28 protein-coding genes are annotated in these 25,045 nt (G+C 55.4%); 22 read left to right on the top strand and 6 right to left on the bottom strand.

Translation table 11 applies throughout. From position 1 onward, the window contains the following. Positions 1–17: 17 nt before the first annotated feature. From EKN38_RS01355 to hisP, 14 genes are all read left to right on the top strand, one after another. Entirely contained in the window at positions 18–1,031 is a 1,014-nt protein-coding gene (locus EKN38_RS01355) for an aspartate-semialdehyde dehydrogenase (protein WP_014832791.1), read from the top strand. Next, positions 1,031–1,843, top strand: a complete 813-nt coding sequence (gene truA / locus EKN38_RS01350) for a tRNA pseudouridine(38-40) synthase TruA (RefSeq protein WP_014832790.1) — start codon at positions 1,031–1,033, stop codon at positions 1,841–1,843. The genes EKN38_RS01355 and truA overlap by 1 nt, the downstream gene beginning before the upstream one ends. Positions 1,844–1,871: 28 nt before the next feature. Continuing rightward, complete coding sequence (locus EKN38_RS01345; protein ID WP_014832789.1) at positions 1,872–2,531, top strand: DedA family protein; 660 nt, start codon at positions 1,872–1,874, stop codon at positions 2,529–2,531. Positions 2,532–2,685: 154 nt separating this feature from the next. Continuing rightward, positions 2,686–3,591 carry an acetyl-CoA carboxylase, carboxyltransferase subunit beta gene (gene accD / locus EKN38_RS01340; RefSeq protein ID WP_013098138.1) on the top strand — a complete coding sequence of 302 codons (906 nt, stop codon included), beginning with the start codon at positions 2,686–2,688 and terminating at the stop codon, positions 3,589–3,591. Between the two features lie 70 nt (positions 3,592–3,661). Beyond that, on the top strand, positions 3,662–4,930 hold the full coding sequence (folC, locus tag EKN38_RS01335) for a bifunctional tetrahydrofolate synthase/dihydrofolate synthase (protein ID WP_014832788.1): 1,269 nt from the start codon (positions 3,662–3,664) through the stop codon (positions 4,928–4,930). Further along, positions 4,920–5,615 (top strand): cell division protein DedD, encoded by a 696-nt coding sequence (dedD, locus tag EKN38_RS01330; protein ID WP_014832787.1) that lies wholly within the window; start codon positions 4,920–4,922, stop codon positions 5,613–5,615. Before folC ends, dedD begins: the two co-directional genes overlap by 11 nt. Before the next feature lie 253 nt (positions 5,616–5,868). Beyond that, a complete protein-coding gene (cvpA, locus tag EKN38_RS01325; RefSeq protein WP_000262116.1) occupies positions 5,869–6,357 on the top strand; it encodes a colicin V production protein in 489 nt (162 codons plus the stop codon). A 36-nt stretch (positions 6,358–6,393) separates the two neighbouring features. Continuing rightward, positions 6,394–7,911 carry an amidophosphoribosyltransferase gene (gene purF / locus EKN38_RS01320; protein WP_014832786.1) on the top strand — a complete coding sequence of 506 codons (1,518 nt, stop codon included), beginning with the start codon at positions 6,394–6,396 and terminating at the stop codon, positions 7,909–7,911. 90 nt (positions 7,912–8,001) lie between these two features. Further along, positions 8,002–8,571 carry a UbiX family flavin prenyltransferase gene (locus tag EKN38_RS01315; RefSeq protein WP_014832785.1) on the top strand — a complete coding sequence of 190 codons (570 nt, stop codon included), beginning with the start codon at positions 8,002–8,004 and terminating at the stop codon, positions 8,569–8,571. A gap of 290 nt (positions 8,572–8,861) precedes the next feature. Continuing rightward, positions 8,862–9,644 carry a lysine/arginine/ornithine ABC transporter substrate-binding protein ArgT gene (argT, locus tag EKN38_RS01310; protein ID WP_014832784.1) on the top strand — a complete coding sequence of 261 codons (783 nt, stop codon included), beginning with the start codon at positions 8,862–8,864 and terminating at the stop codon, positions 9,642–9,644. A 226-nt stretch (positions 9,645–9,870) separates the two neighbouring features. Further along, positions 9,871–10,653, top strand: a complete 783-nt coding sequence (gene hisJ / locus EKN38_RS01305; RefSeq protein ID WP_014832783.1) for a histidine ABC transporter substrate-binding protein HisJ — start codon at positions 9,871–9,873, stop codon at positions 10,651–10,653. A gap of 87 nt (positions 10,654–10,740) precedes the next feature. Then, the gene (locus EKN38_RS01300) at positions 10,741–11,427 is read left to right on the top strand and encodes a histidine ABC transporter permease HisQ (protein ID WP_014832782.1); all 687 of its coding nucleotides are present in this window, start codon (positions 10,741–10,743) and stop codon (positions 11,425–11,427) included. Then, positions 11,424–12,140: an ABC transporter permease gene (locus tag EKN38_RS01295; protein ID WP_008502590.1), complete on the top strand. Its 717-nt coding sequence runs from the start codon at positions 11,424–11,426 to the stop codon at positions 12,138–12,140. The genes EKN38_RS01300 and EKN38_RS01295 overlap by 4 nt, the downstream gene beginning before the upstream one ends. Before the next feature lie 8 nt (positions 12,141–12,148). After that, complete coding sequence (gene hisP, locus EKN38_RS01290) at positions 12,149–12,922, top strand: histidine ABC transporter ATP-binding protein HisP (protein ID WP_014832781.1); 774 nt, start codon at positions 12,149–12,151, stop codon at positions 12,920–12,922. Positions 12,923–12,971: 49 nt separating this feature from the next. On the opposite strand, the gene EKN38_RS01285 is transcribed toward hisP, so the two are convergent. The 4 genes from EKN38_RS01285 to yfcG form a co-directional block, all read right to left on the bottom strand. Beyond that, complete coding sequence (locus EKN38_RS01285; protein WP_014832780.1) at positions 12,972–13,481, bottom strand: GNAT family N-acetyltransferase; 510 nt, start codon at positions 13,479–13,481, stop codon at positions 12,972–12,974. Between the two features lie 44 nt (positions 13,482–13,525). Further along, complete coding sequence (locus EKN38_RS01280) at positions 13,526–14,419, bottom strand: TIGR01777 family oxidoreductase (protein WP_014832779.1); 894 nt, start codon at positions 14,417–14,419, stop codon at positions 13,526–13,528. Positions 14,420–14,432: 13 nt separating this feature from the next. Next, a complete protein-coding gene (folX, locus tag EKN38_RS01275; RefSeq protein WP_014832778.1) occupies positions 14,433–14,801 on the bottom strand; it encodes a dihydroneopterin triphosphate 2'-epimerase in 369 nt (122 codons plus the stop codon). A 75-nt stretch (positions 14,802–14,876) separates the two neighbouring features. Then, positions 14,877–15,506 (bottom strand): GSH-dependent disulfide bond oxidoreductase, encoded by a 630-nt coding sequence (yfcG, locus tag EKN38_RS01270; protein WP_014832777.1) that lies wholly within the window; start codon positions 15,504–15,506, stop codon positions 14,877–14,879. Positions 15,507–15,646: 140 nt separating this feature from the next. Between yfcG and yfcF the strand changes: the two genes are divergently transcribed. Genes yfcF through yfcD form a run of 3 tightly spaced genes read left to right on the top strand, consistent with a single transcriptional unit; the run spans position 15,647 to position 17,509 of the window. Continuing rightward, on the top strand, positions 15,647–16,291 hold the full coding sequence (yfcF, locus tag EKN38_RS01265; RefSeq protein ID WP_014832776.1) for a glutathione transferase: 645 nt from the start codon (positions 15,647–15,649) through the stop codon (positions 16,289–16,291). Positions 16,292–16,347: 56 nt separating this feature from the next. Continuing rightward, positions 16,348–16,899 (top strand): phosphodiesterase, encoded by a 552-nt coding sequence (gene yfcE / locus EKN38_RS01260; protein ID WP_014832775.1) that lies wholly within the window; start codon positions 16,348–16,350, stop codon positions 16,897–16,899. A gap of 55 nt (positions 16,900–16,954) precedes the next feature. Beyond that, the gene (yfcD, locus tag EKN38_RS01255; RefSeq protein ID WP_014832774.1) at positions 16,955–17,509 is read left to right on the top strand and encodes an NUDIX hydrolase YfcD; all 555 of its coding nucleotides are present in this window, start codon (positions 16,955–16,957) and stop codon (positions 17,507–17,509) included. Positions 17,510–17,512: 3 nt separating this feature from the next. On the opposite strand, the gene EKN38_RS01250 is transcribed toward yfcD, so the two are convergent. Beyond that, the gene (locus EKN38_RS01250) at positions 17,513–18,532 is read right to left on the bottom strand and encodes a LacI family DNA-binding transcriptional regulator (protein ID WP_013098122.1); all 1,020 of its coding nucleotides are present in this window, start codon (positions 18,530–18,532) and stop codon (positions 17,513–17,515) included. 235 nt (positions 18,533–18,767) lie between these two features. Between EKN38_RS01250 and EKN38_RS01245 the strand changes: the two genes are divergently transcribed. From EKN38_RS01245 to EKN38_RS01225, 5 genes are all read left to right on the top strand, one after another. After that, positions 18,768–19,211: a PTS sugar transporter subunit IIA gene (locus EKN38_RS01245; protein ID WP_014832773.1), complete on the top strand. Its 444-nt coding sequence runs from the start codon at positions 18,768–18,770 to the stop codon at positions 19,209–19,211. Between the two features lie 80 nt (positions 19,212–19,291). Further along, a complete protein-coding gene (locus tag EKN38_RS01240; protein ID WP_014832772.1) occupies positions 19,292–19,564 on the top strand; it encodes a PTS sugar transporter subunit IIB in 273 nt (90 codons plus the stop codon). A 21-nt stretch (positions 19,565–19,585) separates the two neighbouring features. Next, positions 19,586–20,977 carry a PTS ascorbate transporter subunit IIC gene (locus tag EKN38_RS01235; RefSeq protein ID WP_014832771.1) on the top strand — a complete coding sequence of 464 codons (1,392 nt, stop codon included), beginning with the start codon at positions 19,586–19,588 and terminating at the stop codon, positions 20,975–20,977. Continuing rightward, on the top strand, positions 20,974–21,804 hold the full coding sequence (locus EKN38_RS01230) for a transketolase (protein WP_014832770.1): 831 nt from the start codon (positions 20,974–20,976) through the stop codon (positions 21,802–21,804). The genes EKN38_RS01235 and EKN38_RS01230 overlap by 4 nt, the downstream gene beginning before the upstream one ends. Next, a complete protein-coding gene (locus EKN38_RS01225; RefSeq protein WP_126521593.1) occupies positions 21,797–22,750 on the top strand; it encodes a transketolase family protein in 954 nt (317 codons plus the stop codon). The genes EKN38_RS01230 and EKN38_RS01225 overlap by 8 nt, the downstream gene beginning before the upstream one ends. Positions 22,751–22,864: 114 nt before the next feature. On the opposite strand, the gene pta is transcribed toward EKN38_RS01225, so the two are convergent. Next, positions 22,865–25,006, bottom strand: coding sequence for a phosphate acetyltransferase (gene pta / locus EKN38_RS01220; protein WP_014832768.1), 2,142 nt, complete (start codon positions 25,004–25,006; stop codon positions 22,865–22,867). Between the last annotated feature and the right edge of the window lie 39 nt (positions 25,007–25,045).

Below are 25,045 nucleotides of genomic sequence, written 5' to 3'. Positions count from 1 at the left end.
TTCTGGAGTAAACCACCATGTCTGAAGGCTGGAACATTGCCATTTTAGGTGCCACGGGTGCCGTGGGTGAAGCCCTGCTCGAAACCCTTGCTGAGCGTCAGTTCCCGGTGGGTGATATCTATGCACTGGCCCGCACCGACAGCGCCGGTGAGCATCTGCGTTTTGGCGGCAAATCCGTCATGGTTCAGGATGCCACCGAATTCGACTGGACGCAGGCGCAGCTGGCGTTTTTTGCGGCAGGTGCTGAAGCCACCGCGTCGTACATTGAAGAGGCGACGAATTCTGGCTGTCTGGTGATCGACCTGAGCGGCCTGTTCTCAATGGAGCCGGATGTCCCGCTGGTGGTGCCGGACGTGAACCCGTTTGTGCTGGCCGACTACCGTAACCGCAATATCATTGCGGTTCCCAATAGCCTGACCAGCCAGCTGCTGACCGCTCTTAAACCTTTAATCGACGATGGCGGTCTGTCGCGTATCACCGTGACCAGCCTGCTTTCCGCTTCTGCGCACGGCAAAAAGGCCGTCGACGCGCTGGCAGGACAGAGTGCGAAGCTCCTGAACGGCATCCCGATTGATGAAGACGATTTCTTCGGCCGTCAGCTGGCATTCAATATGCTGCCGCTGCTGCCGGATCGTGAAGGCTCCGTGCGCGAAGAGCGCCGTATCGTCGACGAAGCGCGCAAAATTCTGCAGGACGAGGGGCTGATGATCTCCGCAAACGTCGTGCAGTCGCCGGTCTTTTACGGTCATGCGCAGATGGTAGGTTTCGAAGCCCTGCGTCCGCTGGCCGCAGAAGAAGCGCGTGATGCATTCGGCCGTGGTGAAGACATTGTGCTCTCCGAAGAGAGTGAATTCCCGACGCAGGTTGGCGATGCCACCGGCAGCGCGCACCTCTCGGTGGGCTGCGTGCGGAATGACTACGGTATGCCGGAGCAGGTTCAGTTCTGGTCCGTTGCCGATAACGTGCGCTTCGGCGGCGCGCTGATGGCGGTCAAGATCGCTGAAAAACTGGTGCAGGAGTATCTGTACTGATGTCAGACCTGGAACAAAAGCCGGTTCATAAAGTCGCCCTCGGTATCGAGTACGACGGCAGTAAATATTATGGCTGGCAGCGTCAAAATGAGGTGCGCAGTGTCCAGGAAAAACTGGAGAAAGCGCTCTCTCAGGTGGCGAACGAACCGATTAACGTCCTGTGTGCAGGGCGCACTGACGCCGGTGTCCACGGAACGGGGCAGGTGGTTCACTTTGAAACCACCGCCGTGCGCAAGGACGCTGCCTGGACGTTGGGTGTAAATGCGAATTTACCTGGTGACATTGCGGTGCGCTGGGTGAAAGCTGTGCCGGATGATTTTCATGCGCGATTCAGCGCCACTGCGCGCCGTTACCGCTATGTCATCTACAATCAGCGTCTTCGTCCGGCGGTATTAAGCCAGGGCGTGACGCATTTTTACGAGCCGCTGGATGCAGAACGTATGCACCGTGCGGCGCAGTGTCTGATTGGTGAAAATGACTTTACCTCGTTTCGTGCGGTGCAGTGTCAGTCCCGCACGCCGTGGCGTAATGTCATGCACATAAACGTCAGCCGTTTTGGCGCGTATGTGGTGGTGGATATCAAAGCCAATGCCTTTGTACATCATATGGTGCGGAATATTGTGGGCAGCCTGATGGAAGTGGGCGCCGGACACCAGCCGGAGAGCTGGATTGCAGAACTGCTGGCAGCGAAGGACAGAACGCTTGCGGCAGCAACGGCGAAAGCGGAAGGGCTGTATCTGGTCTCGGTGGACTATCCGGACCGGTTTGACCTGCCAAAACCGCCAATGGGCCCGCTGTTCCTGGCGGACTAAACAAAGGTGCAATTAAGGCTTAGACAATATGGACGTAATACGTTTTCTGATTGATTTCATTCTGCATATTGATGTTCACCTGGCGGAGCTGGTCGCGCAGTATGGCGTCTGGGTGTATGCCATTCTGTTCCTCATTCTGTTCTGTGAAACCGGTCTGGTAGTCACGCCGTTCCTGCCGGGGGATTCGCTGCTGTTCGTCGCGGGGGCGTTATCCGCGCTGCCCACCAACGATTTGAATGTGCACATAATGGTGGTGCTGATGGTGATCGCCGCAATTGTCGGTGACGCGGTCAACTACACCATTGGACGGGTCTTCGGTGAGCGCTTATTCAGCAATCCGGACTCAAAAATTTTCCGTCGTAGCTATTTAGATAAAACCCATGCGTTTTATGAGCGCCACGGTGGGAAAACCATTATCCTTGCGCGTTTTGTGCCTATTGTGCGTACATTTGCACCGTTTGTGGCGGGAATGGGGCACATGTCCTATCGTCATTTTGCGGCATACAACGTAGTTGGCGCGCTGCTGTGGGTGCTGCTCTTTACCTATGCAGGCTACCTGTTTGGCGATCTCCCTGTGGTTCAGGAAAACCTTAAGTTACTGATTGTAGCGATTATTGTGCTTTCCGTTTTACCGGGTGTTATCGAAATTATTCGCCACAAGCGCGCGGCGGCAAAGCAAGCGAAGTAAATGCACGCAGGCGGTTCGACCACTTTTTTATCCAAAGTTTCGGGCTGTTATGTTTTAATGTGCAACATTCATGGTCTGTTGGAGGCAAAAATGGCATTATTCGCCTCTTACAGCAAAACTGGCATACGACCAGGTTCAGGCAGAAAGGTTATCAATGAGCTGGATTGAACGAATTAAAAGCAACATTACCCCAACGCGTAAAGCGAGCATTCCTGAAGGGGTATGGACGAAGTGTGATAGCTGTGGTCAGGTTCTGTATCGCGCAGAACTGGAGCGCAATCTTGAGGTGTGTCCGAAGTGTGACCACCACATGCGCATGACGGCGCGTAATCGCCTGCACAGCCTGCTGGACGAAGGTTCTCTGGTAGAACTGGGTAGCGAACTTGAGCCAAAAGATGTGCTCAAGTTCCGTGATTCCAAAAAATACAAAGACCGTCTGGCCTCTGCACAGAAAGAGACCGGCGAGAAAGACGCACTGGTCGTGATGAAAGGCACCCTGCACGAGATGCCAGTGGTGGCCGCCGCGTTTGAGTTCTCCTTCATGGGTGGCTCAATGGGCTCCGTGGTGGGGGCGCGCTTTGTGCGTGCTGTTGAGCAAGCGCTGGAAGACAACTGTCCGCTGATCTGCTTCTCTGCCTCTGGCGGTGCGCGTATGCAGGAAGCGCTGATGTCATTGATGCAGATGGCGAAAACCTCTGCTGCGCTGGCGAAAATGCAGGAACGCGGTCTGCCGTACATCTCTGTACTGACCGACCCAACCATGGGTGGCGTCTCCGCAAGCTTTGCGATGCTGGGCGATCTGAACATTGCTGAGCCAAAAGCGCTGATCGGCTTTGCCGGCCCTCGCGTTATCGAGCAAACCGTACGTGAAAAACTGCCGCCGGGCTTCCAGCGCAGTGAGTTCCTCATTGAGAAAGGCGCGATTGACATGATTGTCCGCCGCCCGGAAATGCGCCTGAAACTGGCGAGCATCCTGGCGAAGCTGATGAATCTGCCAGCGCCGAACCCGGATGAGCCGCGCGAAGGCGTGGTGGTACCGGATCAGGAACCCGAGGCCTGATAACTGAAAAGGGCAGGGCCGGTTGGCGCTGCCCTTTTGCTTTGTAAACTGTTAATGACAACCGGGCATCATGGAAAATAAAAGCATTCCCCAAGCCACGTCGCCCCTGGCCACGTGGCTTTCTTATCTGGAAAACCTGCACAGTAAAACCATCGATATGGGGCTTGAACGCGTAAGCCAGGTCGCTGCGCGTCTCGATGTGCTGAAACCGGCGCCGTTTGTTTTTACCGTCGCCGGCACCAACGGTAAAGGCACCACCTGCCGAACGCTGGAAGCTATCCTGATGGCAGCCGGTTACAAGGTTGGCGTTTACAGCTCTCCGCACCTGGTGCGCTATACCGAGCGGGTTCGCGTGCAAAACCGCGAACTGCCAGAGTCTGCGCATACGGCGTCGTTCGCGGAAATTGAAGCAGCGCGCGGTGAAATTTCATTAACCTATTTCGAATACGGAACCCTGTCGGCGCTGTGGCTGTTTAAGCAGGCGCAGCTGGATGTGGTGATTCTGGAAGTGGGTCTCGGCGGGCGTCTTGATGCCACCAATATGGTGGATGCCGATGTTGCGGTGGTCACCAGCATCGCGCTGGATCATACCGACTGGCTTGGCCCCGATCGCGAAAGTATCGGCCGTGAGAAGGCCGGTATTTTCCGCACGAATAAGCCTGCTGTGGTCGGCGAGCCGGATATGCCGCACACCATTGCCGATGTGGCAAAAGAGAAGGGCGCTCACCTGCTGCGACGTGATGTTGACTGGCAGTATGAGGTCCGGGACAACGGCTGGCGTTTTAGCGATGCACAGGGTGCGCTGGACAACCTGCCGCTGCCGCAGGTACCACAGCCTAACGCGGCAACCGCCCTGGCGGCACTGCGCGCAAGCGGACTGGCGGTGAGCGAACAGGCAATCCGCGACGGTATCCAGAATGCGATTCTGCCCGGGCGTTTTCAGATTGTCAGCGACGCTCCGCGGCTGATTCTGGATGTCGCACATAACCCGCATGCTGCGGCGTATCTCGCCGCGCGTCTCAAATCGTTACCAAAAACCGGGCGCGTGCTGGCGGTTATCGGTATGCTTCATGATAAAGATATCGGCGGTACGCTGGCCTGCATGGAGAGTGTTGTCGATAGCTGGTATTGTGCTCCTCTGGAGGGGCCGCGCGGCGCGACGGCTGAGCAGTTGCTGGAACATCTCGGCAAAGGCGCAATCTACAATAGCGTGGCTGAGGCCTGGCAAGCCGCGATGGCGGATGCTAAACCAGAAGATACCGTGCTGGTGTGTGGTTCGTTCCACACGGTGGCACATGTCATGGAAGTAATGGACGCGGGGAGAACCGGTGGCGAGTAAGTTTCAGAACCGTTTAACAGGAACCATTGTGCTGGTCGCGCTCGGGGTGATTATCCTCCCGGGTCTGCTCGACGGGCAGAAAAAGCATTACCAGGATGAATTTGCAGCCATTCCGCTGGTGCCGAAGCCGGGCGATCGCGACGAACCGGATATGCTGCCTGCGGCGACCCAGGCGCTGCCTGCTCAGCCGCCGGAAGGGGCAGCTGAAGAGGTGCGTGCCGGGGATGCGGCCGCGCCGTCCCTCGATCCGTCTCGTCTGGCGGCGAATAACAACATCGAAATCGATCCGGTGCCGGTAGAGCAGCCGAAACCGGTTGAAAAACCGAAGCCGGTGGAAAAAACACAGCCGAAACCGCAGCGGGATAAAGCAGCAGAACAGCTGGCCGCAGCTTCAGAGACGCCGCCTGCGGCAAAACCGGCTCAGCAAGAGGCCGCGCCGACGGGGAAAGCCTACGTCGTGCAACTGGGTGCGCTGAAAAATGCCGATAAGGTCAATGAGGTCGTGGGCAAGCTGCGCAGTGCGGGTTATCGCGTGTACACTTCACCTTCCACGCCAGTGCAGGGTAAAATCACCCGTATCCTTGTGGGGCCAGAAGCGTCTAAGGATAAGCTCAAAGGCTCGCTCGGTGAGCTGAAGCAGATCTCTGGCCTGAGCGGTGTGGTGATGAACTACAGCGCCAACTGATAAGGCTTCACCTCACACTCACCCTCTCCCCAGAGGGGCGAAGGGACGGTTTGCTCTCTCTCCCTTGAGGGAGAGGACTGGGGTGAGGGGGAATGGCAGGCGTCCACAGAGACGTCAAATGGAGGGGGCGTTGAACATTTTTTCAGCGCCTTTTTTATTTACGCGCGGGAAGGAAATCCCTACGCAAACGTTTTCTTTTTCTGTTAGAATTCGCCCCGAACTGGATGACAGGGCGTTAAATCGTGGGACACATATGGTCTGGATTGATTACGCCATCATTGCGGTGATTGGTTTTTCCTGTCTGGTTAGCCTGATCCGTGGCTTTGTTCGTGAAGCGTTATCGCTGGTGACATGGGGTTGTGCTTTCTTTGTTGCCAGTCATTACTACACTTACCTGTCTGTCTGGTTCACGGGCTTTGAAGATGAACTGGTCCGAAATGGAATCGCCATCGCGGTGCTGTTTATCGCGACGCTGATTGTCGGCGCTATCGTGAATTACGTGATAGGTCAGCTGGTCGAGAAAACCGGTCTGTCAGGAACGGACAGGGTGCTCGGGATCTGTTTCGGCGCGTTACGAGGCGTGCTGATTGTGGCCGCGATACTGTTCTTCCTGGATACCTTCACCGGGTTCTCCAAAAGTGAAGACTGGCAGAAATCGCAGCTCATTCCGGAGTTCAGCTTCATCATCAGGTGGTTCTTTGACTATCTGCAAAGCTCGTCGAGTTTCTTGCCCAGAGCGTAACCCGCTCTGAGATGTGGCTTAACGAGGAAAAGACGAATGTGCGGTATTGTCGGTATCGCCGGTTTCATGCCGGTAAACCAGTCGATTTATGACGCGTTAACGGTGCTTCAGCACCGTGGGCAGGATGCTGCGGGTATCATCACCATTGATGCAAACAACTGCTTCCGTTTACGCAAGGCGAATGGCCTGGTAAACGATGTGTTTGAAGCCCGCCATATGCAGCGTCTGCAAGGTAATATGGGGATCGGTCACGTTCGTTATCCTACTGCTGGCAGTTCCAGCGCCTCTGAGGCACAGCCTTTTTACGTTAACTCACCGTATGGCATCACGCTTGCTCACAACGGCAACCTGACAAACGCCCATGAGCTGCGTAAAAAGCTGTTTGAAGAGAAACGTCGCCACATTAACACCACTTCTGATTCAGAAATCCTGCTCAATGTGTTTGCCAGCGAGCTGGATAACTTCCGCCATTATCCGCTGGAAGCGGACAATATCTTTGCCGCCGTTGCTGCGACAAACCGCCAGATCCGCGGTGCCTACGCCTGCGTGGCGATGATTATCGGTCACGGCATGGTCGCCTTCCGCGATCCAAACGGTATCCGTCCGCTGGTGCTCGGCAAGCGTGACCTGGGTGATGGCCGTACCGAATATATGGTTGCCTCTGAAAGCGTGGCGCTGGACACCCTGGGCTTCGAATTCCTGCGTGACGTAGCCCCTGGCGAAGCGGTCTACATCACTGAGAAGGGCCAGCTGTTTACCCGTCAGTGTGCAGATAACCCGGTCAGCAACCCGTGCCTGTTTGAATACGTCTATTTCGCCCGTCCGGACTCGTTTATCGATAAGATCTCCGTCTACAGCGCCCGCGTGAACATGGGAACCAAGCTGGGTGAGAAGATTGCCCGCGAGTGGGACGATCTGGACATCGACGTGGTCATTCCTATCCCGGAAACCTCCTGCGATATCGCCCTGGAAATTGCCCGCATACTGGATAAGCCATACCGTCAGGGGTTCGTGAAGAACCGCTACGTTGGCCGTACCTTTATCATGCCGGGTCAGCAGCTGCGCCGTAAATCCGTGCGTCGTAAACTGAACGCTAACCGCGCTGAGTTCCGCGACAAGAACGTGCTGCTGGTGGATGACTCTATTGTGCGTGGCACCACCTCGGAGCAGATTATCGAGATGGCGCGTGAAGCCGGTGCGAAGAAAGTGTATCTGGCCTCTGCGGCGCCAGAAATTCGTTTCCCGAACGTGTATGGCATTGATATGCCTACCGCGAACGAGCTGATTGCCCACGGCCGTGAAGTGGACGAGATTCGCCAGATCATCGGTGCCGATGGCCTGATTTTCCAGGATCTGAACGATCTTATCGACGCGGTGCGTGCCGAGAATCCGGATATTCAGCAGTTTGAATGTTCCGTGTTCAACGGGGTATACGTCACTAAAGACGTGGACCAGCAGTACCTCGACTATCTTGATTCGCTGCGCAACGACGATGCCAAAGCCGTCCAGCTGCAAAACGATCTCGAAAGCTTAGAGATGCACAACGAAGGTTGATTGTGCAGGCAAGTGAGGGCCTTCGCCCTCACTTGCAACTCCCCGCAAAATCCTGCACAGTCTGCCCTGAAATCAGTAAGGGCAAAAATCATGAAACGACTCATTGTTGGGCTCAGCGGTGCCAGTGGCGCAATCTACGGCGTGCGTTTGTTACAGGTACTGCGTGACGTACCAGAAGTAGAAACCCATCTGGTGATGAGCCAGGCGGCGCGTCAGACTCTCTCCCTTGAAACCGATCTCTCTCTGCGCGATGTGCAGGCGCTGGCAAATGTTGTACACGATGCCCGCGATATCGCCGCCAGCATCTCCTCCGGCTCGTTTAAAACGGCTGGCATGGTTATATTGCCCTGTTCAATTAAAACCCTCTCCGGCATCGTTAACAGCTATACCGACACGCTGGTGACGCGTGCGGCGGACGTGGTGCTGAAAGAGCGTCGCCCTCTGGTGCTTTGCGTGCGGGAAACGCCGCTGCATCTGGGGCATCTGCGTTTAATGACGCAGGCCGCTGAACTGGGCGCGGTGATCATGCCGCCTGTGCCGGCGTTTTATCATCGCCCGACCTCGCTGGATGATGTGATTAATCAGACGGTTAACCGCGTGCTGGATCAGTTTGATATTGACCTGCCCGAAGACCTCTTCACCCGCTGGCAGGGTGCATGATTCTGTGCACAAACAGTGTGCATGAAAAGAGACGTTGCCCTGTTTCAGGGCAAAACTGCAACGGCGATCATATCCTCGACATTTAATTCGTTTTTTCCCTTTTTCTCTCTCCGGTTCGTTCGGCAGACCTGCTATCTTTCACCATTAAGGCAATATCGCAACGTTTTATTAACATATTTAACGTCGAATTTTTGACCAGACGGCAATGTGGCATAAGACCTGCAAGAGAAGCCTGCAACACAACACACAACACAATACATAATAAAATCACGGTACTTGAGGGTAAATGTATGAAGAAGACGGTTCTGGCTCTGTCTTTGCTGGTGGGGTTAAGTGCAGCAGCAGGTAGCTACGCAGCGCTTCCACAGACAGTGCGTATCGGTACAGACGCAACTTACGCGCCATTCTCCTCTAAAGATGCGAAAGGCGACTTTGTTGGGTTTGATATCGACCTGGGTAATGAGATGTGCAAACGCATTGCGGTGAAATGCACATGGGTGGGCAGCGACTTTGATGCGTTAATCCCGTCGCTGAAAGCCAAGAAAATCGACGCCATTATCTCTTCTCTCTCCATCACCGAAAAACGTCAGCAGGAGATTGCCTTCTCTGACAAGCTCTACGCCGCGGATTCCCGTCTGATTGCGGCAAAAGGCTCCCCCATTCAGCCAACCATTGAGTCCCTGAAAGGTAAGCATGTCGGCGTGCTGCAGGGGTCGACTCAGGAAGGGTATGCCAATGCAAACTGGCGTGAGAAGGGCGTGGACGTGGTGGCTTACCAGAACCAGGATCTGATTTACTCTGACCTGGCAGCCGGTCGTCTGGATGCGGCATTCCAGGATGAGGTTGCCGCGAGTGAAGGCTTCCTGAAGCAGCCGGCAGGCAAAGACTACGCCTTTGCTGGCCCGTCCGTGAAAGACAAAAAATACTTTGGTGACGGCACCGGTATTGGCTTGCGTAAAGATGATACCGAGCTGAAAGCCGCTTTCGACAAAGCGTTTGCAGAGCTGCGCAAAGACGGTACCTACGACAAACTGGCGAAGAAATACTTCGACTTCAACGTCTATGGTGATTGATGTTCGATGGCAATGCACCTGACTGGTGCATTGCGGGTGTGATTGATCCAATATGGTGCGCTTTGTGCACTGTATTGGATCGCTATGTGCATACTTACGCATTTATAATGCAAAAATTCCCGTCTGCAAGGCATTAATCTTTGCCTGATGGCGTGGATTGATGGCACATTAGCACCACCCCGTCGTCGTAAAAATCACGTAAGAAGACAGTTTGTTGAGGACAGATATGAAAAAACTCGTGTTGTCGTTATCTCTGGTGCTGGCCTTTTCCAGCGCTACCGCGGCGTTCGCAGCCATTCCGCAGAAAATTCGTATTGGTACCGACCCTACCTATGCTCCGTTCGAATCAAAGAATTCGAAGGGTGAACTGGTCGGTTTTGACATCGATCTGGCCAATGAACTGTGCAAACGCATCAAAGCACAGTGTACCTACGTTGAGAACCCGCTGGATGCGCTGATCCCTTCGCTGAAAGCCAAAAAAATCGACATTATCATGTCCTCTCTTTCCATCACTGAAAAACGTCAGCAGGAGATTGCCTTCACCGACAAACTCTACGCGGCAGATTCTCGTCTGGTGGTGGCTAAATCGTCTGACATTCAGCCAACCCTCGAATCACTGAAGGGTAAACGCGTGGGCGTGCTGCAGGGCACTACTCAGGAAACCTACGGTAATGAACACTGGGCACCGAAGGGGATTGAAATCGTCTCCTATCAGGGGCAGGAAAATATCTACGCTGACCTGACGGCAGGCCGTATCGACGCCGCTTTCCAGGATGAAGTCGCCGCGAGCGAAGGCTTTCTGAAGACGCCGGTAGGTAAAGATTACAAGTTTGGCGGTCCATCCATTAAGGATGTGAAGTTGTTTGGTGTCGGTACCGGTATGGGCCTGCGTAAAGAAGACAACGAGCTGCGCGAAGCACTGAACAAAGCATTTGCTGAAATGCGCGCTGACGGCACGTACGACAAACTGGCGAAAAAGTACTTCGATTTTAATGTTTACGGCGGCTAATCGCCCCGTCAAATAACGTGCGGCCCCTCCCGCTCAGGGAGGGGAAAAGACACGGTCCACCACTCACGATACGACAGGGCTCGCGGTATGCTGTACGGATTTTCTGGCGTTATTTTACAGGGCGCGCTTGTTACCCTTGAGCTGGCTATCAGCTCCGTGGTGCTGGCGGTGCTGATAGGTCTGGCAGGCGCAGGGGCGAAGCTTTCGGCTAATAAACCGCTGGCGCTGATTTTTGAAGGCTATACCACGCTGATTCGCGGTGTTCCTGACCTGGTACTGATGCTGCTCATTTTTTACGGGCTGCAGATCGCGCTGAACAGCGTGACGGACGCCATGGGGATGGGACAAATCGATATCGACCCGATGGTGGCCGGTATTATTACCCTCGGTTTTATCTACGGCGCGTACTTCACCGAAACCTTCCGCGGCGCTTATATGGCGGTCCCGAAAGGACACATAGAAGCGGCCACCGCATTTGGTTTTACCTCCTCTCAGACGTTTCGTCGGATCATGTTCCCGGCCATGATGCGCTACGCGCTTCCGGGCATTGGCAACAACTGGCAGGTTATCCTGAAGGCCACGGCGCTGGTCTCTCTGCTGGGTCTGGAAGATGTAGTAAAGGCCACGCAGCTTGCCGGCAAAAGTACCTGGGAGCCGTTCTACTTTGCGGTGGTGTGTGGCGTGATCTATCTGGTCTTTACGACTGTCTCCAATGGTGTGCTGCTTCTGCTCGAACGTCGCTACTCCGTGGGTGTGAAGAGGGCTGACCTGTGATTGAGATTATTCAGGAATACTGGAAATCGCTGCTGTGGACGGACGGCTATCGCTTCACCGGCGTGGCCATTACGCTGTGGCTGCTGATCTCCTCGGTGGTAATGGGTGGCATTCTGGCGGTGTTCCTTGCCATTGGCCGCGTGTCGAACAATAAATTCATCCAGTTCCCGATCTGGCTGTTTACCTATGTGTTTCGCGGTACACCGCTGTACGTACAGCTGCTGGTGTTCTATTCGGGCATGTACACGCTGGAGATTGTGAAAGGCACCGAGATGCTGAATGCCTTCTTCCGCAGCGGCCTGAACTGTACAGTACTGGCGTTGACGCTTAACACCTGCGCCTATACCACCGAGATTTTCGCCGGGGCCATTCGCTCTGTGCCTTACGGGGAAATTGAAGCGGCGCGCGCGTATGGCTTCTCGTCGGTGAAACTGTACCGCTGTATTATTCTGCCGTCGGCGCTGCGTATCGCGCTGCCAGCCTACAGTAACGAAGTGATTTTAATGCTCCACTCCACCGCGCTGGCCTTTACCGCCACGGTGCCGGACCTGCTTAAAATCGCCCGCGACATTAACTCCGCGACCTATCAGCCGTTTACCGCGTTTGGCATTGCGGCAGTGCTCTATTTGATTATTTCATACGTCCTGATTAGCCTGTTCCGTAAGGCGGAAAAACGCTGGTTACAGCATATAAAACCCTCTTCGACGCACTGAGAATGATGATGGCTGAGAACAAATTAAACGTAATTGATTTGCACAAACGCTACGGCGAACATGAAGTGCTGAAAGGGGTGTCGCTGCAGGCAAATGCAGGCGACGTGATCAGTATTATCGGCTCATCCGGCTCGGGTAAAAGCACGTTCCTGCGCTGCATCAACTTCCTTGAAAAGCCGAGTGAAGGCTCGATTGTGGTCAGTGGGCAGAACATCAATCTGGTGCGGGATAAAGACGGCCAGTTGAAGGTGGCAGATAAGAATCAGCTGCGTCTGCTCCGTACGCGCCTGACGATGGTGTTCCAGCACTTCAACCTCTGGAGCCATATGACGGTGCTGGAGAACGTAATGGAAGCGCCGGTTCAGGTGCTGGGGTTAAGCAAGCATGAAGCCCGCGAACGCGCGGTGAAATATCTGGCGAAAGTGGGGATTGATGAACGCCAGCAGATGAAGTACCCGGTGCATCTCTCCGGTGGTCAGCAGCAACGTGTCTCTATCGCCCGTGCACTGGCAATGGAGCCCGAGGTGCTGCTGTTCGACGAACCGACCTCCGCGCTGGACCCGGAACTCGTTGGCGAAGTGCTGCGCATCATGCAGAAGCTGGCCGAAGAGGGCAAAACGATGGTGGTGGTGACGCACGAGATGGGCTTTGCCCGTAACGTCTCGAACCACGTTATTTTCCTGCATCAGGGGAAAATCGAAGAGCAGGGGCATCCGGATGAGGTGCTGGCGAACCCGCAAAGTCCGCGTCTGCAGCAGTTCCTGAAGGGGTCGTTGAAGTAGGTTTGGCCTTTCTTCCCTCTCCCTGTGGGAGAGGGCTGGGGTGAGGGCATCAGACCGCACCGCACTCCAGCCGATACACCCAGTCGTCATACCGTACGCCGTCAATCTCGTACGCCTTCTCCAGCACCTGCGTTCGCATAAAGCCCGCTTTCTCCAGTACCCGCACCGACCCGCCGTTGTCCGCCAGCACGTAGGCGTTAATCGCTTTCACGCCGGTCTGGTTAAACGCATATTCACATACCGCGCGCAGCGCCTCACTGGCGATACCTTTCCCCTGTGCAGCAGGCACAACCGTATAGCCAATATCAGCCTCTTCACGATTCTCTGGGCTGATCTGCAGACCGATATCGCCCAGCGGCGTGTCATCATCACGAAAACGAATCACAAAAACGTGCGCCGCCGTTAAGCGCGCAGCAAATACGCGCCGGGTCTCTTTTTCCGGCGCGATGGCGGCCATGTAACGCATGATATTGCGATCTTCCCGCAGCGAGCGGAAGAAGGCCCAGTCAGTGGGTTCGAACGGGGTGAGGTGCAGACGGGGTGTGGTTATGGTTGCCATTGTTACGCCATTTCATCGGGACATGGCGTACAAATGTAACATATTCATCCCACCACATCCCCCAGAGCCTCTTCTACGTCATACCAGCGAAACGCAAACCCGGCCGCTTCCAGCCGTTTAGGCAGCGCGCGCTGTCCGCCCAGCACCAGCACCGACGCTTCACCCATCATCAGGCGAATCATCGTCGCAGGCACGCGTAAAATCGCCGGGCGATGCAGAGCATGGCCCAGAGCGTGGGCAAACTGCTCATTTCGCACCGGGTACGGCGCAACCATATTGAACGGCCCACGTAGATCGTTATCCAGCAGCCAGAGAATACCGTTGACCATATCGTCGATGTGGATCCACGCCAGATACTGACGGCCATTGCCGATGGGGCCACCCAGTCCGAGCCGGAACGGAGGAAGCATCTTCGCCAGAATTCCGCCTTTCGGTGCGAGCACCACGCCGGTGCGCAGCAGGCACACGCGGGTAGTATCGCTCTGCGCCGCACAGGCAATGCGTTCCCACTGGGCGCAGAGCTTATGGGTAAACTCGTTGTGCGGCGGCTCTTCTTCGGTCACGACCACCTCACCGAGGTCCCCGTAATAGCCTACCGCAGAGCCAGAAATCAGTACCGATGGCGGGGTATGACTGTTACGGATGAGCTCGACCAGCTTTTCGGTGATGTTCCAGCGGCTGCTGCACAACAGCTGTTTTTGCTCTTCCGTCCAGCGTTTGTCGGCGATGGGTTCACCGGCCAGGTTGATGACGGCGTCAAAGCCGTCCAGATTCTGCCGGTCAGCCAGATTTTTCCAGATGTCGATACCGGCACCCAGCACCTGACGCGCTTTCTCAGGGCTGCGCGTCACCACGGTAATGTCGTGATGTAACGCCTGCAGGCGCGCAATGAGATGACGGCCAATCAGGCCTGTACCGCCGGTCAGCAGAATCTTCATACAACCTCCAGGTTTACGCCTGGCGCTGCCAGCTTAACGTCATGGAGACGGAATCGGCGTAACGCAGGGCGTGAAGTTTATCGATCTCTACTTCAGCATAAGTGACCCAGTGATGTTCGCGTGCGATGTCGAGCACATCCTGAGTTAATTTTTCCAGCAGAGAGAAGCGGTTATTTTCCACGTACTGGATGATGCTTTTGGTAATCGTGCGATAGTTCAGCGCGTCATTGATGTCTTCACTGCCACGCGCCTTGTCTGCCGGATAGTGGATAACCACATTAATGACGATATCCTGACGGTTGGCGATCTCCTCGTCTTTGATACCGATAAACGTGCGTAAGCGTAAATTTTTTATACGAATAATAGCGTCATGCTGCGACATTGCAGGTCTTCTCCGTGTCAGTATTTCCTCCCCATAATACATGAGAGCCTGACAGGCGCCCAATCGGGCGCAGGCCTAAATCTCGTGGATTTTTTTCATTGCACGCTCGGTCGCCGGGCGGGTACGGATGCGCTCAAACCAGTTGTTGACTGCCGGATAAGACGCTAAATCAATGCGGTGGCGTTCATGGGTATTCACCCACGGCCAGCAGGCGATATCGGCGATACTGTAGTGATCGCCGCCGAGCCACGGCGTTTTCTCCAGCCGGTGGTTCAACACACCGTACAGGCGCTGCGTCTCCACCTGATAGCGCTCTATGGCATAAGGGATAGGCTGAGGAGCGTAAGCGGTAAAGTGATGGTTCTGCCCCAGCATCGGCCCCAGGCCGCTTGCCTGCCAGAACAGCCACTGCAGCGTGTGGTGACGTTCGCGCAGTTCACCGCTCAGCAGTTTGCCGGTTTTCTCCGCCAGATAGAGCAAAATCTCCCCGGATTCAAACAGGCTCAACGGTTTGCCGCCATCGGCTGGCAGGTTATCGATGATGGCCGGGATTTTATTGTTTGGTGAGATGGCCAGAAAGAGAGGCCTGAACTGATCGCCTTTGCTGATATCCACGCGAATGATCCTGTAATCCAGCTCGGCTTCTTCAAGAAAGAGGGTGATCTTATGGCCGTTTGGAGTAGGGGCATAGTAAAGGTCGATCATTCTCAACTCCTGTCAGTGTGAAGTGTAATGCCATGACCAATGAGTATAGGTGGTTGTTGTAAATCGTGAGTTTTCATCAAGTGACAGCGACGCAAAGAGAATATATGTTGAGTGAATACCGATCAGCCGATGAGGATGTTATGAACCAGCCTGTAATCACGTTGTGGTCCGATGCCCAATTCTTTTCACCCTATGTCATGAGCGTGTACGTGGCGCTGGCGGAAAAAGGGCTGTCATTTAGCCTGAAAACCGTTGATCTGGACGGCGGTGAACACCTGAAACCCCAGTGGCAGGGTTACGATCTGACGCGGCGCGTGCCGGTACTGGACATTGATGGTTTCGCCCTGAGCGAATCGTCGGCGATCGATGAATACCTGGAAGATCGGTTCGCGCCACCAGAGTGGGAGCGTATTTATCCTCACGATCTGCAAAAGCGGGCCCGGGCACGGCAAATCCAGGCGTGGCTACGCAGCGATTTGGTGCCGATTCGCGTTGAACGCTCCACGGATGTGGTATTTGCGGGTGTGAAAAAGCCCACCCTGAGTACTGAGGGGGCGCTGAGCGCGCAAAAGCTGATTGACACCGCCACCTCGCTGCTGGCCCACGGTAACCCAAACCTGTTTGGCGAGTGGTGTATTGCCGATACGGACCTTGCGCTGATGCTGAACCGCTTGATCCTCAACGGCGATGCGGTGCCCCAGCTGCTGGTGGATTATGCCACTTTCCAGTGGCAACGTGCGTCGGTGCAGCGCTATGTGGCACTCTCCGCTAAGCGCGTCGGCTGATAAGCCCTGGCGCTTAAGGTATGATAAGGGCAGTCTGTTTTTCTGAGGAGTGACTGATGAAACTGATGTTTGCGTCGGATATCCATGGATCCCTGCCCGCGACCGAGCGCGTTCTTTCCCTGTTTGCACAAAGTGGGGCGCAGTGGCTGGTTATTCTGGGTGACGTGTTGAACCATGGCCCACGTAACGCATTGCCGGAAGGCTATGCCCCTGCGCAGGTGGCGGAAAAACTCAACCCGTATGCCTCGCGCATTATCGCCGTGCGAGGTAACTGCGACAGCGAAGTGGACCAGATGCTGCTGCACTTCCCCATGACCGCTCCGTGGCAACAGGTGCTGCTGGAAAAATGCCGTCTGTTCCTCACCCATGGGCATCTTTTTAGCCCGGATAATCTCCCGGCGCTGGCCGCTGGCGATGTCCTGGTTTACGGTCATACTCATATTCCGGTAGCAGAAAAACGCGGGGAGATTTATCACTTCAATCCCGGTTCGGTCAGCATCCCGAAAGGCGGATACCCGGCGAGCTATGGCATGCTTGATGAGAATACGTTAAGTGTTATCGCACTTAATGATCAGCAAGTTATTGCACAGGTAGCGATTAATCCGTAAGTTACACCTCAACTGTAAACGCGCCGTAAGAGCGCTTAGACGAGAAGGTTTCCCGATGGTGGAGCAGAGTCATTTGGCAAGTACAGAGTGGGTTGACATTGTCAACGAAGAGAATGAAGTGATCGCGCAGGCCAGCCGCGAACAAATGCGCGCTGAACGCCTGCGTCATCGTGCGACGTACATTGTTGTTCATGACGGCATGGGCAAAATTTTGGTTCAACGCCGCACGGACACCAAAGATTTTCTCCCTGGTATGCTGGATGCCACTGCGGGCGGTGTCGTTCAGGCGGATGAGGTCCTGCTGGATTCCGCACGCCGTGAAGCGGAAGAAGAGTTAGGCATTGCGGGCGTACCGTTTGCCGAACATGGGCAGTTCTATTTCGAAGACGAACATTGCCGCGTCTGGGGCGGGCTGTTTAGCTGCGTTTCCCACGGCCCGTTCGCCCTGCAGGAAGAAGAAGTGAGCGAAGTGAGCTGGATGACGCCGGAAGAGATCACCGCGCGTTGTGACGAGTTCACGCCGGATTCGTTAAAAGCGCTGGCGCTGTGGATGACCCGCAACGCCAAAAACGAATCGACCAAATCCGAGAAAGAAGAAGAGTCTGAATAAGCCTTAGCAGCTCTCCCTCAGACACAGACTGGATGCGATGGGTTTCTGATCGCGCCAGTCTCCGTCATTCAGACGTTCCAGTAATGCACGTCCCGCTTCAATACCAATCTTACGATGGGGCACTGCCATCGTCGTCAGCGGCGGCTGACAGACACGGCTGACGTCGCTGTCGCCAAACCCGACCACGGCCAGGTCGTCCGGCACCTTGATACGCCTGCGCTGGCATTCGTACAGCGCGCCACAGGCCAGTTCATCTGAGACGCAAACCAGTGCATCCAGCTCCGGCCACGCCAGCAGAAATTCAGGAAGTTGTGCGGCCCCCGTCGAAAAACTCGGCGGCATGGCGGCATTTATCACCCGGTTAGGCGACATATGGTGGCGCAGCATCGCTTTGTACCAGCCCTGCAAATGCTGCTGGAATATCCACTGCTCCTGGTTGGCACACAGCAGGCCGATGTTCTGGTAGCCGCGTTTAATAACCATTTCCGTGAGTTCATACATGGCCGCGACGTTATCAATCCCGATGTTCATATCAATGGGATCGGCGCGCATGGCCCCCATTTCCATGACCGGAATCGAGGCGTTCTTCAGCCAATGGCGCACGGTGTCAGTATGTTCAACGCTGAGCAAAATCGCGGCGGCGATATTCGACGCCAGCAGCGTTTCCAGTAATTTCTCTTCCTGTTCAAGACGATGCTGGGATTCGGCCAGCATGATCTGATATCCGGCAGGCTGCAGCACCTGCTGGAGCCCGGCGAACATCTCTGAACAACCGGCTTCGGAAAGATTGGGAACGACCATCGCGATGGTCCATGACGAGGCCGAAGCCAGCGCGCTGGCAGCAAGGTTGGGCATATAGCCTAACTCTTGTACCGCGGCTTCTATTTTTTCTCGCAGTTTATCGGAAACCTGTTCAGGCGTGCGGAGAGCACGGGACACGGTCATTGTGCCCACACCGGCAAGCTGTGCGACATCGGCAAGTGTCACTTTACCGGTACTGCGTCGTTTTCGGGTTAGAGACATACACCTTCCTGCTGACAGGACGCCACTCATTTCATCCTTCGCTTCACGTGACAGGCAGTATACGCCTTAAATCCCTTTTTTTGCTGTGATTTCGCGCCAGGATGTCAATTTGATAGCGCTATCACACTTCTGAATGTTAGATCTTGGTAGCGCTATCTTTGTGATCCCGATCGCAGTCAATTCGTTATGCGTTGAATAAAGTTTGCTCATCTTTAGCGCAGTGTCGGGAGGGAAAATGCTGAAAAAGTGGATATATGATACAACCATCACGCTGCAGGATAGCGTTGAGAGTTGGCCGCAGGCGCTGGAGATGTGCGCGAAACCGTTGCTGGAGTTGCAGGTCATTGCGCCGGAGTACGTGACGGCCATTATTGAGCAGCACCACACTTTAGGACCCTATTATGTGCTGGCACCAGGGCTGGCCATGCCGCATGCGCGGCCGGAAGAGGGGGCGAAAGGACTGGGCCTCTCATTATTAAAACTCAGGAAGGGCGTTTCATTCGGTGCGGGCGAATTCGATCCTGTTGATGTGATCGTCATGCTGGCGGCACCGGATAAACATAGCCATATCGAAATGATCTCCGCGCTGGCCGAATTATTCTCAAGCGATGAGGACATGGCTGAATTACATCAGGCGAATACCCTGGAGGAAATAAAAACGGTAATCGACCGCTTCTGATTTAATTATTTAATCCGACTTGTCACAACATTACGCGCAAGCGTGATGGGACATACTCTACGCAAAAAAAGGGGACAACAATGAAAATCATGGCTATTTGCGGTTCTGGCCTGGGCAGTAGTTTTATGGTCGAAATGAATATTAAAAAAGTGCTCAAGAAGCTGGATATTGACGCCGAGGTTGAGCACTCCGATCTCTCATCAGCCACGCCCGGTGCGGCCGATCTGTTCGTGATGGCGAAAGATATTGCCGCCAGCGCCAGCGTGCCGGAAAGCCAGCTGGTGGTGATCAACAACATCATCGATATCAACGAACTCGAAGCGCAACTGCGCGCCTGGTTCGAAAGACAATAACCCTGATAAGGCGAGGTGGATATGTTTATCCTTGAAACGCTGAATTTCGTTGTTGATATTTTAAAAGTCCCGTCAGTACTGGTGGGGTTAATTGCCTTAATTGGTCTGGTTGCGCAGAAAAAAGCATTTTCTGATGTCGTAAAAGGCACAATTAAAACGATTCTTGGCTTTATTGTTCTGGGCGGCGGCGCCACGGTGCTGGTGGGGTCATTAAATCCGTTAGGCGGTATGTTTGAACACGCTTTTAATATCCAGGGCATTATTCCCAATAATGAAGCGATTGTTTCCATTGCCCTGGAAAAATACGGTGCTTCGACCGCGCTGATTATGGCGTTCGGCATGGTGGCAAATATCATCGTCGCCCGCTTTACCCGACTGAAGTACATCTTCCTGACCGGGCATCACACCTTCTACATGGCGTGCATGATTGGGGTGATCCTCACGGTTGCGGGCTTTGAAGGGGTAGGGCTGGTCTTTACAGGGTCGCTGATCCTCGGGCTGGTCATGGCCTTCTTCCCGGCGATTGCGCAGCGTTATATGAAGCGCATTACCGGCAACGATGATATTGCTTTCGGCCACTTCGGCACCCTGGGCTATGTGCTGTCCGGCTGGATTGGCAGCAAGGTCGGCAAAGGTTCACGTTCAACCGAAGAGATGAACCTGCCGAAGAACCTGAGCTTCTTGCGCGACAGTTCGATCTCCATCTCTCTGACCATGATGATTATCTACCTGATCATGGCGGTGAGCGCCGGGCGTGAGTACGTCGAGGCTACCTTCAGCGGCGGTCAGAACTACCTGGTCTACGCCATTATCATGGCAATCACTTTCGCCGCAGGGGTGTTCATCATCCTGCAGGGCGTACGTTTAATTCTGGCAGAAATCGTCCCGGCCTTTACCGGTTTTTCCGAAAAACTGGTGCCCAATGCGCGTCCGGCCCTGGACTGCCCGGTGGTCTATCCGTATGCGCCCAACGCGGTACTGATTGGCTTCCTGTTCAGCTTCCTCGGGGGGATTGTGGGGTTAATTATCTGCGGCCAGTTTAACTGGGTGCTGATCCTGCCAGGCGTGGTGCCGCACTTCTTCACCGGCGCAACCGCGGGCGTGTTTGGTAACGCCACCGGTGGACGTCGCGGGGCAATGATTGGCGCTTTTGCCAACGGGCTTTTAATCACCTTCCTGCCGGTGCTGCTGCTGCCTGTGCTGGGAGCCATTGGCTTTGCCAACACCACGTTCTCGGACGCTGACTTCGGCGCCGTCGGGATTGTGCTTGGCAACCTGGCGCGCTTCCTGTCACCGCTGGCCATCACCGGGCTTGTCGTTGCGTTGTTCGCGCTGCTGGTGGCGTACAACGTGTTCGCGAAAAACAAATCTGCGGGTGGTAATGCGCAGGAAAACACCGGAGCCAAATCATGAATGACAATGAGATAACCGAACTGGCGCGTCAAATTCGACTCGAGACCCTGAAATCGCTGACGCAGCTGGGATTTGGTCACTACGGCGGCAGTATGTCGGTCGTCGAAACCCTGGCTGTACTGTACGGCGCGGTAATGAAAATTGACCCGGCAGACCCGGACTGGCCTGAACGAGACGACTTTGTCCTGTCGAAGGGCCATGCGGGACCGGCCCTGTACAGTACGCTGGCGATTAAAGGCTATTTCCCGATGGAAGAGCTGAGCACGCTTAACCAGAACGGCACACGCCTGCCAAGCCATCCGGACCGGCTAAAAACACGCGGTGTGGATGCCACGACCGGTTCGCTTGGCCAGGGGATCTCCATCGCGGGCGGCATGGCGCTGTCGCACAAGCTGGCCGGGCGGTCAAATCGGGTCTTTTGCATCGTCGGTGACGGCGAGCTGAACGAAGGGCAGTGCTGGGAAGCGTTCCAGTTTATAGCCCACCATCGTCTGAACAACCTGACGGTATTTGTGGACTGGAATAAGCAGCAGCTTGATGGCGAACTGGATGAGATCATCTGCGCGTTTGACCTGGAAGGGAAATTCCGCGCCTTTGGTTTTGACGTGGTGACGGTGAAAGGAGATGACATACCGGCACTGCTGAAGGTCACTGCACCGGTTCCGCCAGCGGATGCGCGTCCGCGGGTGGTGATCCTCGACAGCATCAAAGGACAGGGGGTGGCGTATCTGGAACAGCTGGGTAACTCGCACCACCTGCGATTGACAGCAGAGAGCAAAGCGGCCCTCAACGAGGCGATCCGTCAGCTGGAGGTAACTCATGATTAAGGTTGCACCTGCAGGACAGAGAGATGCCATTGAAATGCGTAAGGTCTACGCCGGTTTTGTGGCGAAACAGATTGAGGCCGGGAGCGATATTATCGCCCTGGAGGCGGATCTGATGAGCTCCATGGCGATGGATGGCGTGGCACGTGATTATCCGCAGCACGTGATCAACTGCGGCATTATGGAGGCCAACGTGATCGGTACCGCGGCAGGGCTGTCGCTCACCGGCCGTAAGCCGTTTGTCCACACCTTTACCGCGTTTGCCAGCCGTCGCTGCTTCGACCAGCTGTTTATGTCCCTCGACTACCAGCGCAATAACGTGAAGGTCATTGCTTCGGATGCGGGCGTGACGGCCTGCCATAACGGCGGCACGCACATGTCGTTTGAGGATATGGGTATTGTGCGTGGCCTGGCGCATTCGGTGGTGCTGGAGGTGACCGATGCGGTGATGTTTGAAGACATACTGCGTCAGCTTATCGACCTCGACGGGTTCTACTGGGTGCGTACTATCCGTAAACAGGCGCCGAGCGTGTATGCCCCGGGTTCAACGTTTACCATCGGCAAAGGCAATGTGCTGCGCGAAGGAAGCGACATTACCCTGATTGCCAACGGCATTATGGTGGCCGAAGCGCTGGAGGCGGCCCGTCAGCTTGAGCAGGAGGGCGTTAGCGCAGCAGTGATAGACATGTTCACCCTCAAGCCCATCGACCGGATGCTGGTGAAAAACTACGCCGAGAAAACCGGGCGGATCGTGACCTGCGAAAACCACAGCATTCACAACGGGCTGGGCTCGGCGGTGGCGGAAGTGCTGGTGGAGACCTGCCCGGTACCTATGCGTCGCGTGGGCGTGAAAGAGCGTTACGGCCAGGTAGGGACGCAGGAGTTCCTGCAGAAGGAGTATGGCCTGACGGCACACGACATTGTATCGGCGGCGCGGGAGCTGCTGTAAATAAAAAAGGCGACCCGTGAGTGGTCGCCTTTTTGTTGCCCGGTGGCGCTAGCGCTTACCGGGCCTACGGTCCTGTAGGCCGGATAAGCGAAGCGCCATCCGGCAAGACCTTATTTATTGCTGCTGTGAAGACTGGATCGCGGTCAATGCGATGGTGTAGACGATATCGTCTACCAGCGCGCCACGGGACAGGTCGTTCACAGGTTTGCGCATACCCTGCAGCATTGGCCCGATGGAGATCAGGTCGGCAGAACGCTGTACCGCTTTGTAGGTGGTGTTACCGGTGTTCAGATCCGGGAAGATGAACACGGTAGCGCGACCCGCAACCGGAGAGTTAGGCGCTTTGGATTTCGCAACATCAGCCATTACGGCGGCATCGTACTGCAGCGGGCCGTCGATCATCAGATCAGGACGTTTTTCCTGTGCAATACGGGTCGCTTCACGCACTTTCTCTACATCGCTACCTGCACCAGAGGTGCCGGTGGAGTAGGAGAGCATCGCGACGCGCGGTTCGATACCGAAGGCAATCGCGGAGTCCGCAGACTGAATCGCGATCTCAGCCAGCTGCTCTGCAGTTGGATCCGGGTTGATCGCACAGTCGCCGTAAACGTAAACCTGTTCAGGCAGCAGCATGAAGAACACGGAGGAAACCAGAGAGCTGCCTGGAGCCGTTTTGATCAGCTGCAGCGGTGGACGGATGGTATTCGCGGTAGTGTGAACCGCACCGGACACCAGACCGTCAACTTCGTCCTGTTCCAGCATCAGCGTACCCAGTACCACGTTGTCTTCCAGCTGCTCACGCGCAACGGCTTCGGTCATGCCCTTGCTCTTACGCAGTTCAACCAGACGAGCAACATAACTTTCGCGAACCACGTCTGGATCAACGATTTCGATGCCAGCGCCCAGCTCAACGCCCTGAGACGCCGCAACACGGTTGATCTCATCCGGGTTACCCAGCAGCACACAGGTTGCGATGCCGCGCTCTGCACAGATGGCAGCCGCTTTCACGGTACGTGGTTCATCGCCTTCTGGCAGAACAACACGTTTGCCCGCTTTACGCGCCAGCTCGGTCAGCTGGTAACGGAAGGCCGGAGGAGACAGACGACGGCTGCGCTCGGAGGTTGCGGTCAGGGATTCGATCCAGTCAGCGTTGATGTAGCTTGCAACGTATTCCTGAACCTTCTCGATACGCTCGTGGTCATCAACCGGCACTTCCAGGTTGAAGCTCTGCAGGCTCAGGGAGGTCTGCCAGGTGTTGGTGTTGACCATGAATACCGGCAGGCCAGTCGCGAACGCGCGTTCGCACAGCTTGCTGACGCGTGGATCCATCTCGTAAGCACCGGTCAGCAGGATAGCGCCGATTTCAACGCCATTCATCGCGGCCAGGCAGGCAGCAACCAGCACGTCTGGACGGTCTGCGGAGGTCACCAGCAGGGAACCTGCACGGAAGTGTTCCAGCATGTGTGGAATGCTGCGGGCGCAGAAGGTCACGGATTTCACGCGGCGGGTATTGATGTCGCCTTCGTTGATCACGGTGGCGTTCAGGTGACGCGCCATATCGATGGCACGGGTGGCAATCAGATCGAAGCTCCACGGCACCGCGCCCAGAACCGGCAGCGGGCTGGATTCCTGCAGTTTAGCCGGGTCAACTTTAATGACTTTCGCTTTGGAAGAGTCGTCGAAGATCTCGGACAGGTCAGGACGCGTACGGCCCTGCTCATCCACAGGCGCATTCAGTTTGTTGACGATTACGCCCGTGATGTTGGTGTTTTTGGTACCACCGAAGCTGCTGCGGGTCAGTTCGATACGCTCTTTCAGCTGCTCTGGGGTATCTGTGCCCTGAGACATCACAAAGACGATCTCGGCGTTCAGGGTTTTTGCAATTTCGAAGTTCAGCGACTGGGCAAACTGGTGTTTGCGGGTCGGAACCAGGCCTTCAACCAGCACCACTTCCGCGTCTTTTGTATTGGCGTGGTAGTTGGCGATGATCTCTTCCATCAGCACGTCTTTCTGGTTGCTGGAGAGCAGAGATTCAACGTGGTTCATCTTCAGCGGTTCAGCCGCTGGCAGATTGGAGTTCTTACGAACAATGGTGGTGGTCTGGTCTGGCGCATCGCCACCGGCACGTGGCTGGGCGATTGGCTTAAAGACGCTCAGACGAACGCCTTTGCGTTCCATAGCACGGATCACGCCAAGGCTGACGCTGGTCAGGCCGACGCTGGTTCCGGTAGGGATCAGCATAATAGTACGGGACACGGTTTATCCTCTTTCGTTACCGCCTGATTGTGGCGGGTG

It is taken from the genome of Enterobacter sp. WCHEn045836 (genome assembly GCF_003965585.1).
Taxonomy (GTDB): Bacteria; Pseudomonadota; Gammaproteobacteria; order Enterobacterales; family Enterobacteriaceae; genus Enterobacter; species Enterobacter dissolvens.
This window is presented reverse-complemented; position numbering and strand designations above follow the sequence as displayed.

Excerpts from the sequence above, each read along its gene's own strand:
- argT (WP_014832784.1), top strand. The coding sequence starts at position 8,862 with ATGAAGAAGACGGTTCTGGCTCTGTCTTTGCTGGTGGGGTTAAGTGCA.
- EKN38_RS01280 (WP_014832779.1), bottom strand. The coding sequence starts at position 14,419 with ATGAAGATTCTGCTGACCGGCGGTACAGGCCTGATTGGCCGTCATCTC.
- EKN38_RS01240 (WP_014832772.1), top strand. The coding sequence starts at position 19,292 with ATGAAAATCATGGCTATTTGCGGTTCTGGCCTGGGCAGTAGTTTTATG.
- truA (WP_014832790.1), top strand. The coding sequence starts at position 1,031 with ATGTCAGACCTGGAACAAAAGCCGGTTCATAAAGTCGCCCTCGGTATC.
- EKN38_RS01230 (WP_014832770.1), top strand. The coding sequence starts at position 20,974 with ATGAATGACAATGAGATAACCGAACTGGCGCGTCAAATTCGACTCGAG.
- EKN38_RS01235 (WP_014832771.1), top strand. The coding sequence starts at position 19,586 with ATGTTTATCCTTGAAACGCTGAATTTCGTTGTTGATATTTTAAAAGTC.
- EKN38_RS01285 (WP_014832780.1), bottom strand. The coding sequence starts at position 13,481 with ATGGCAACCATAACCACACCCCGTCTGCACCTCACCCCGTTCGAACCC.
- accD (WP_013098138.1), top strand. The coding sequence starts at position 2,686 with ATGAGCTGGATTGAACGAATTAAAAGCAACATTACCCCAACGCGTAAA.
- EKN38_RS01355 (WP_014832791.1), top strand. The coding sequence starts at position 18 with ATGTCTGAAGGCTGGAACATTGCCATTTTAGGTGCCACGGGTGCCGTG.
- EKN38_RS01250 (WP_013098122.1), bottom strand. The coding sequence starts at position 18,532 with ATGTCTCTAACCCGAAAACGACGCAGTACCGGTAAAGTGACACTTGCC.
- cvpA (WP_000262116.1), top strand. The coding sequence starts at position 5,869 with ATGGTCTGGATTGATTACGCCATCATTGCGGTGATTGGTTTTTCCTGT.
- yfcF (WP_014832776.1), top strand. The coding sequence starts at position 15,647 with ATGAACCAGCCTGTAATCACGTTGTGGTCCGATGCCCAATTCTTTTCA.
- EKN38_RS01300 (WP_014832782.1), top strand. The coding sequence starts at position 10,741 with ATGCTGTACGGATTTTCTGGCGTTATTTTACAGGGCGCGCTTGTTACC.
- folX (WP_014832778.1), bottom strand. The coding sequence starts at position 14,801 with ATGTCGCAGCATGACGCTATTATTCGTATAAAAAATTTACGCTTACGC.
- folC (WP_014832788.1), top strand. The coding sequence starts at position 3,662 with ATGGAAAATAAAAGCATTCCCCAAGCCACGTCGCCCCTGGCCACGTGG.
- EKN38_RS01245 (WP_014832773.1), top strand. The coding sequence starts at position 18,768 with ATGCTGAAAAAGTGGATATATGATACAACCATCACGCTGCAGGATAGC.
- hisP (WP_014832781.1), top strand. The coding sequence starts at position 12,149 with ATGGCTGAGAACAAATTAAACGTAATTGATTTGCACAAACGCTACGGC.
- yfcD (WP_014832774.1), top strand. The coding sequence starts at position 16,955 with ATGGTGGAGCAGAGTCATTTGGCAAGTACAGAGTGGGTTGACATTGTC.
- purF (WP_014832786.1), top strand. The coding sequence starts at position 6,394 with ATGTGCGGTATTGTCGGTATCGCCGGTTTCATGCCGGTAAACCAGTCG.
- EKN38_RS01315 (WP_014832785.1), top strand. The coding sequence starts at position 8,002 with ATGAAACGACTCATTGTTGGGCTCAGCGGTGCCAGTGGCGCAATCTAC.
- EKN38_RS01225 (WP_126521593.1), top strand. The coding sequence starts at position 21,797 with ATGATTAAGGTTGCACCTGCAGGACAGAGAGATGCCATTGAAATGCGT.
- EKN38_RS01345 (WP_014832789.1), top strand. The coding sequence starts at position 1,872 with ATGGACGTAATACGTTTTCTGATTGATTTCATTCTGCATATTGATGTT.
- yfcG (WP_014832777.1), bottom strand. The coding sequence starts at position 15,506 with ATGATCGACCTTTACTATGCCCCTACTCCAAACGGCCATAAGATCACC.
- yfcE (WP_014832775.1), top strand. The coding sequence starts at position 16,348 with ATGAAACTGATGTTTGCGTCGGATATCCATGGATCCCTGCCCGCGACC.
- hisJ (WP_014832783.1), top strand. The coding sequence starts at position 9,871 with ATGAAAAAACTCGTGTTGTCGTTATCTCTGGTGCTGGCCTTTTCCAGC.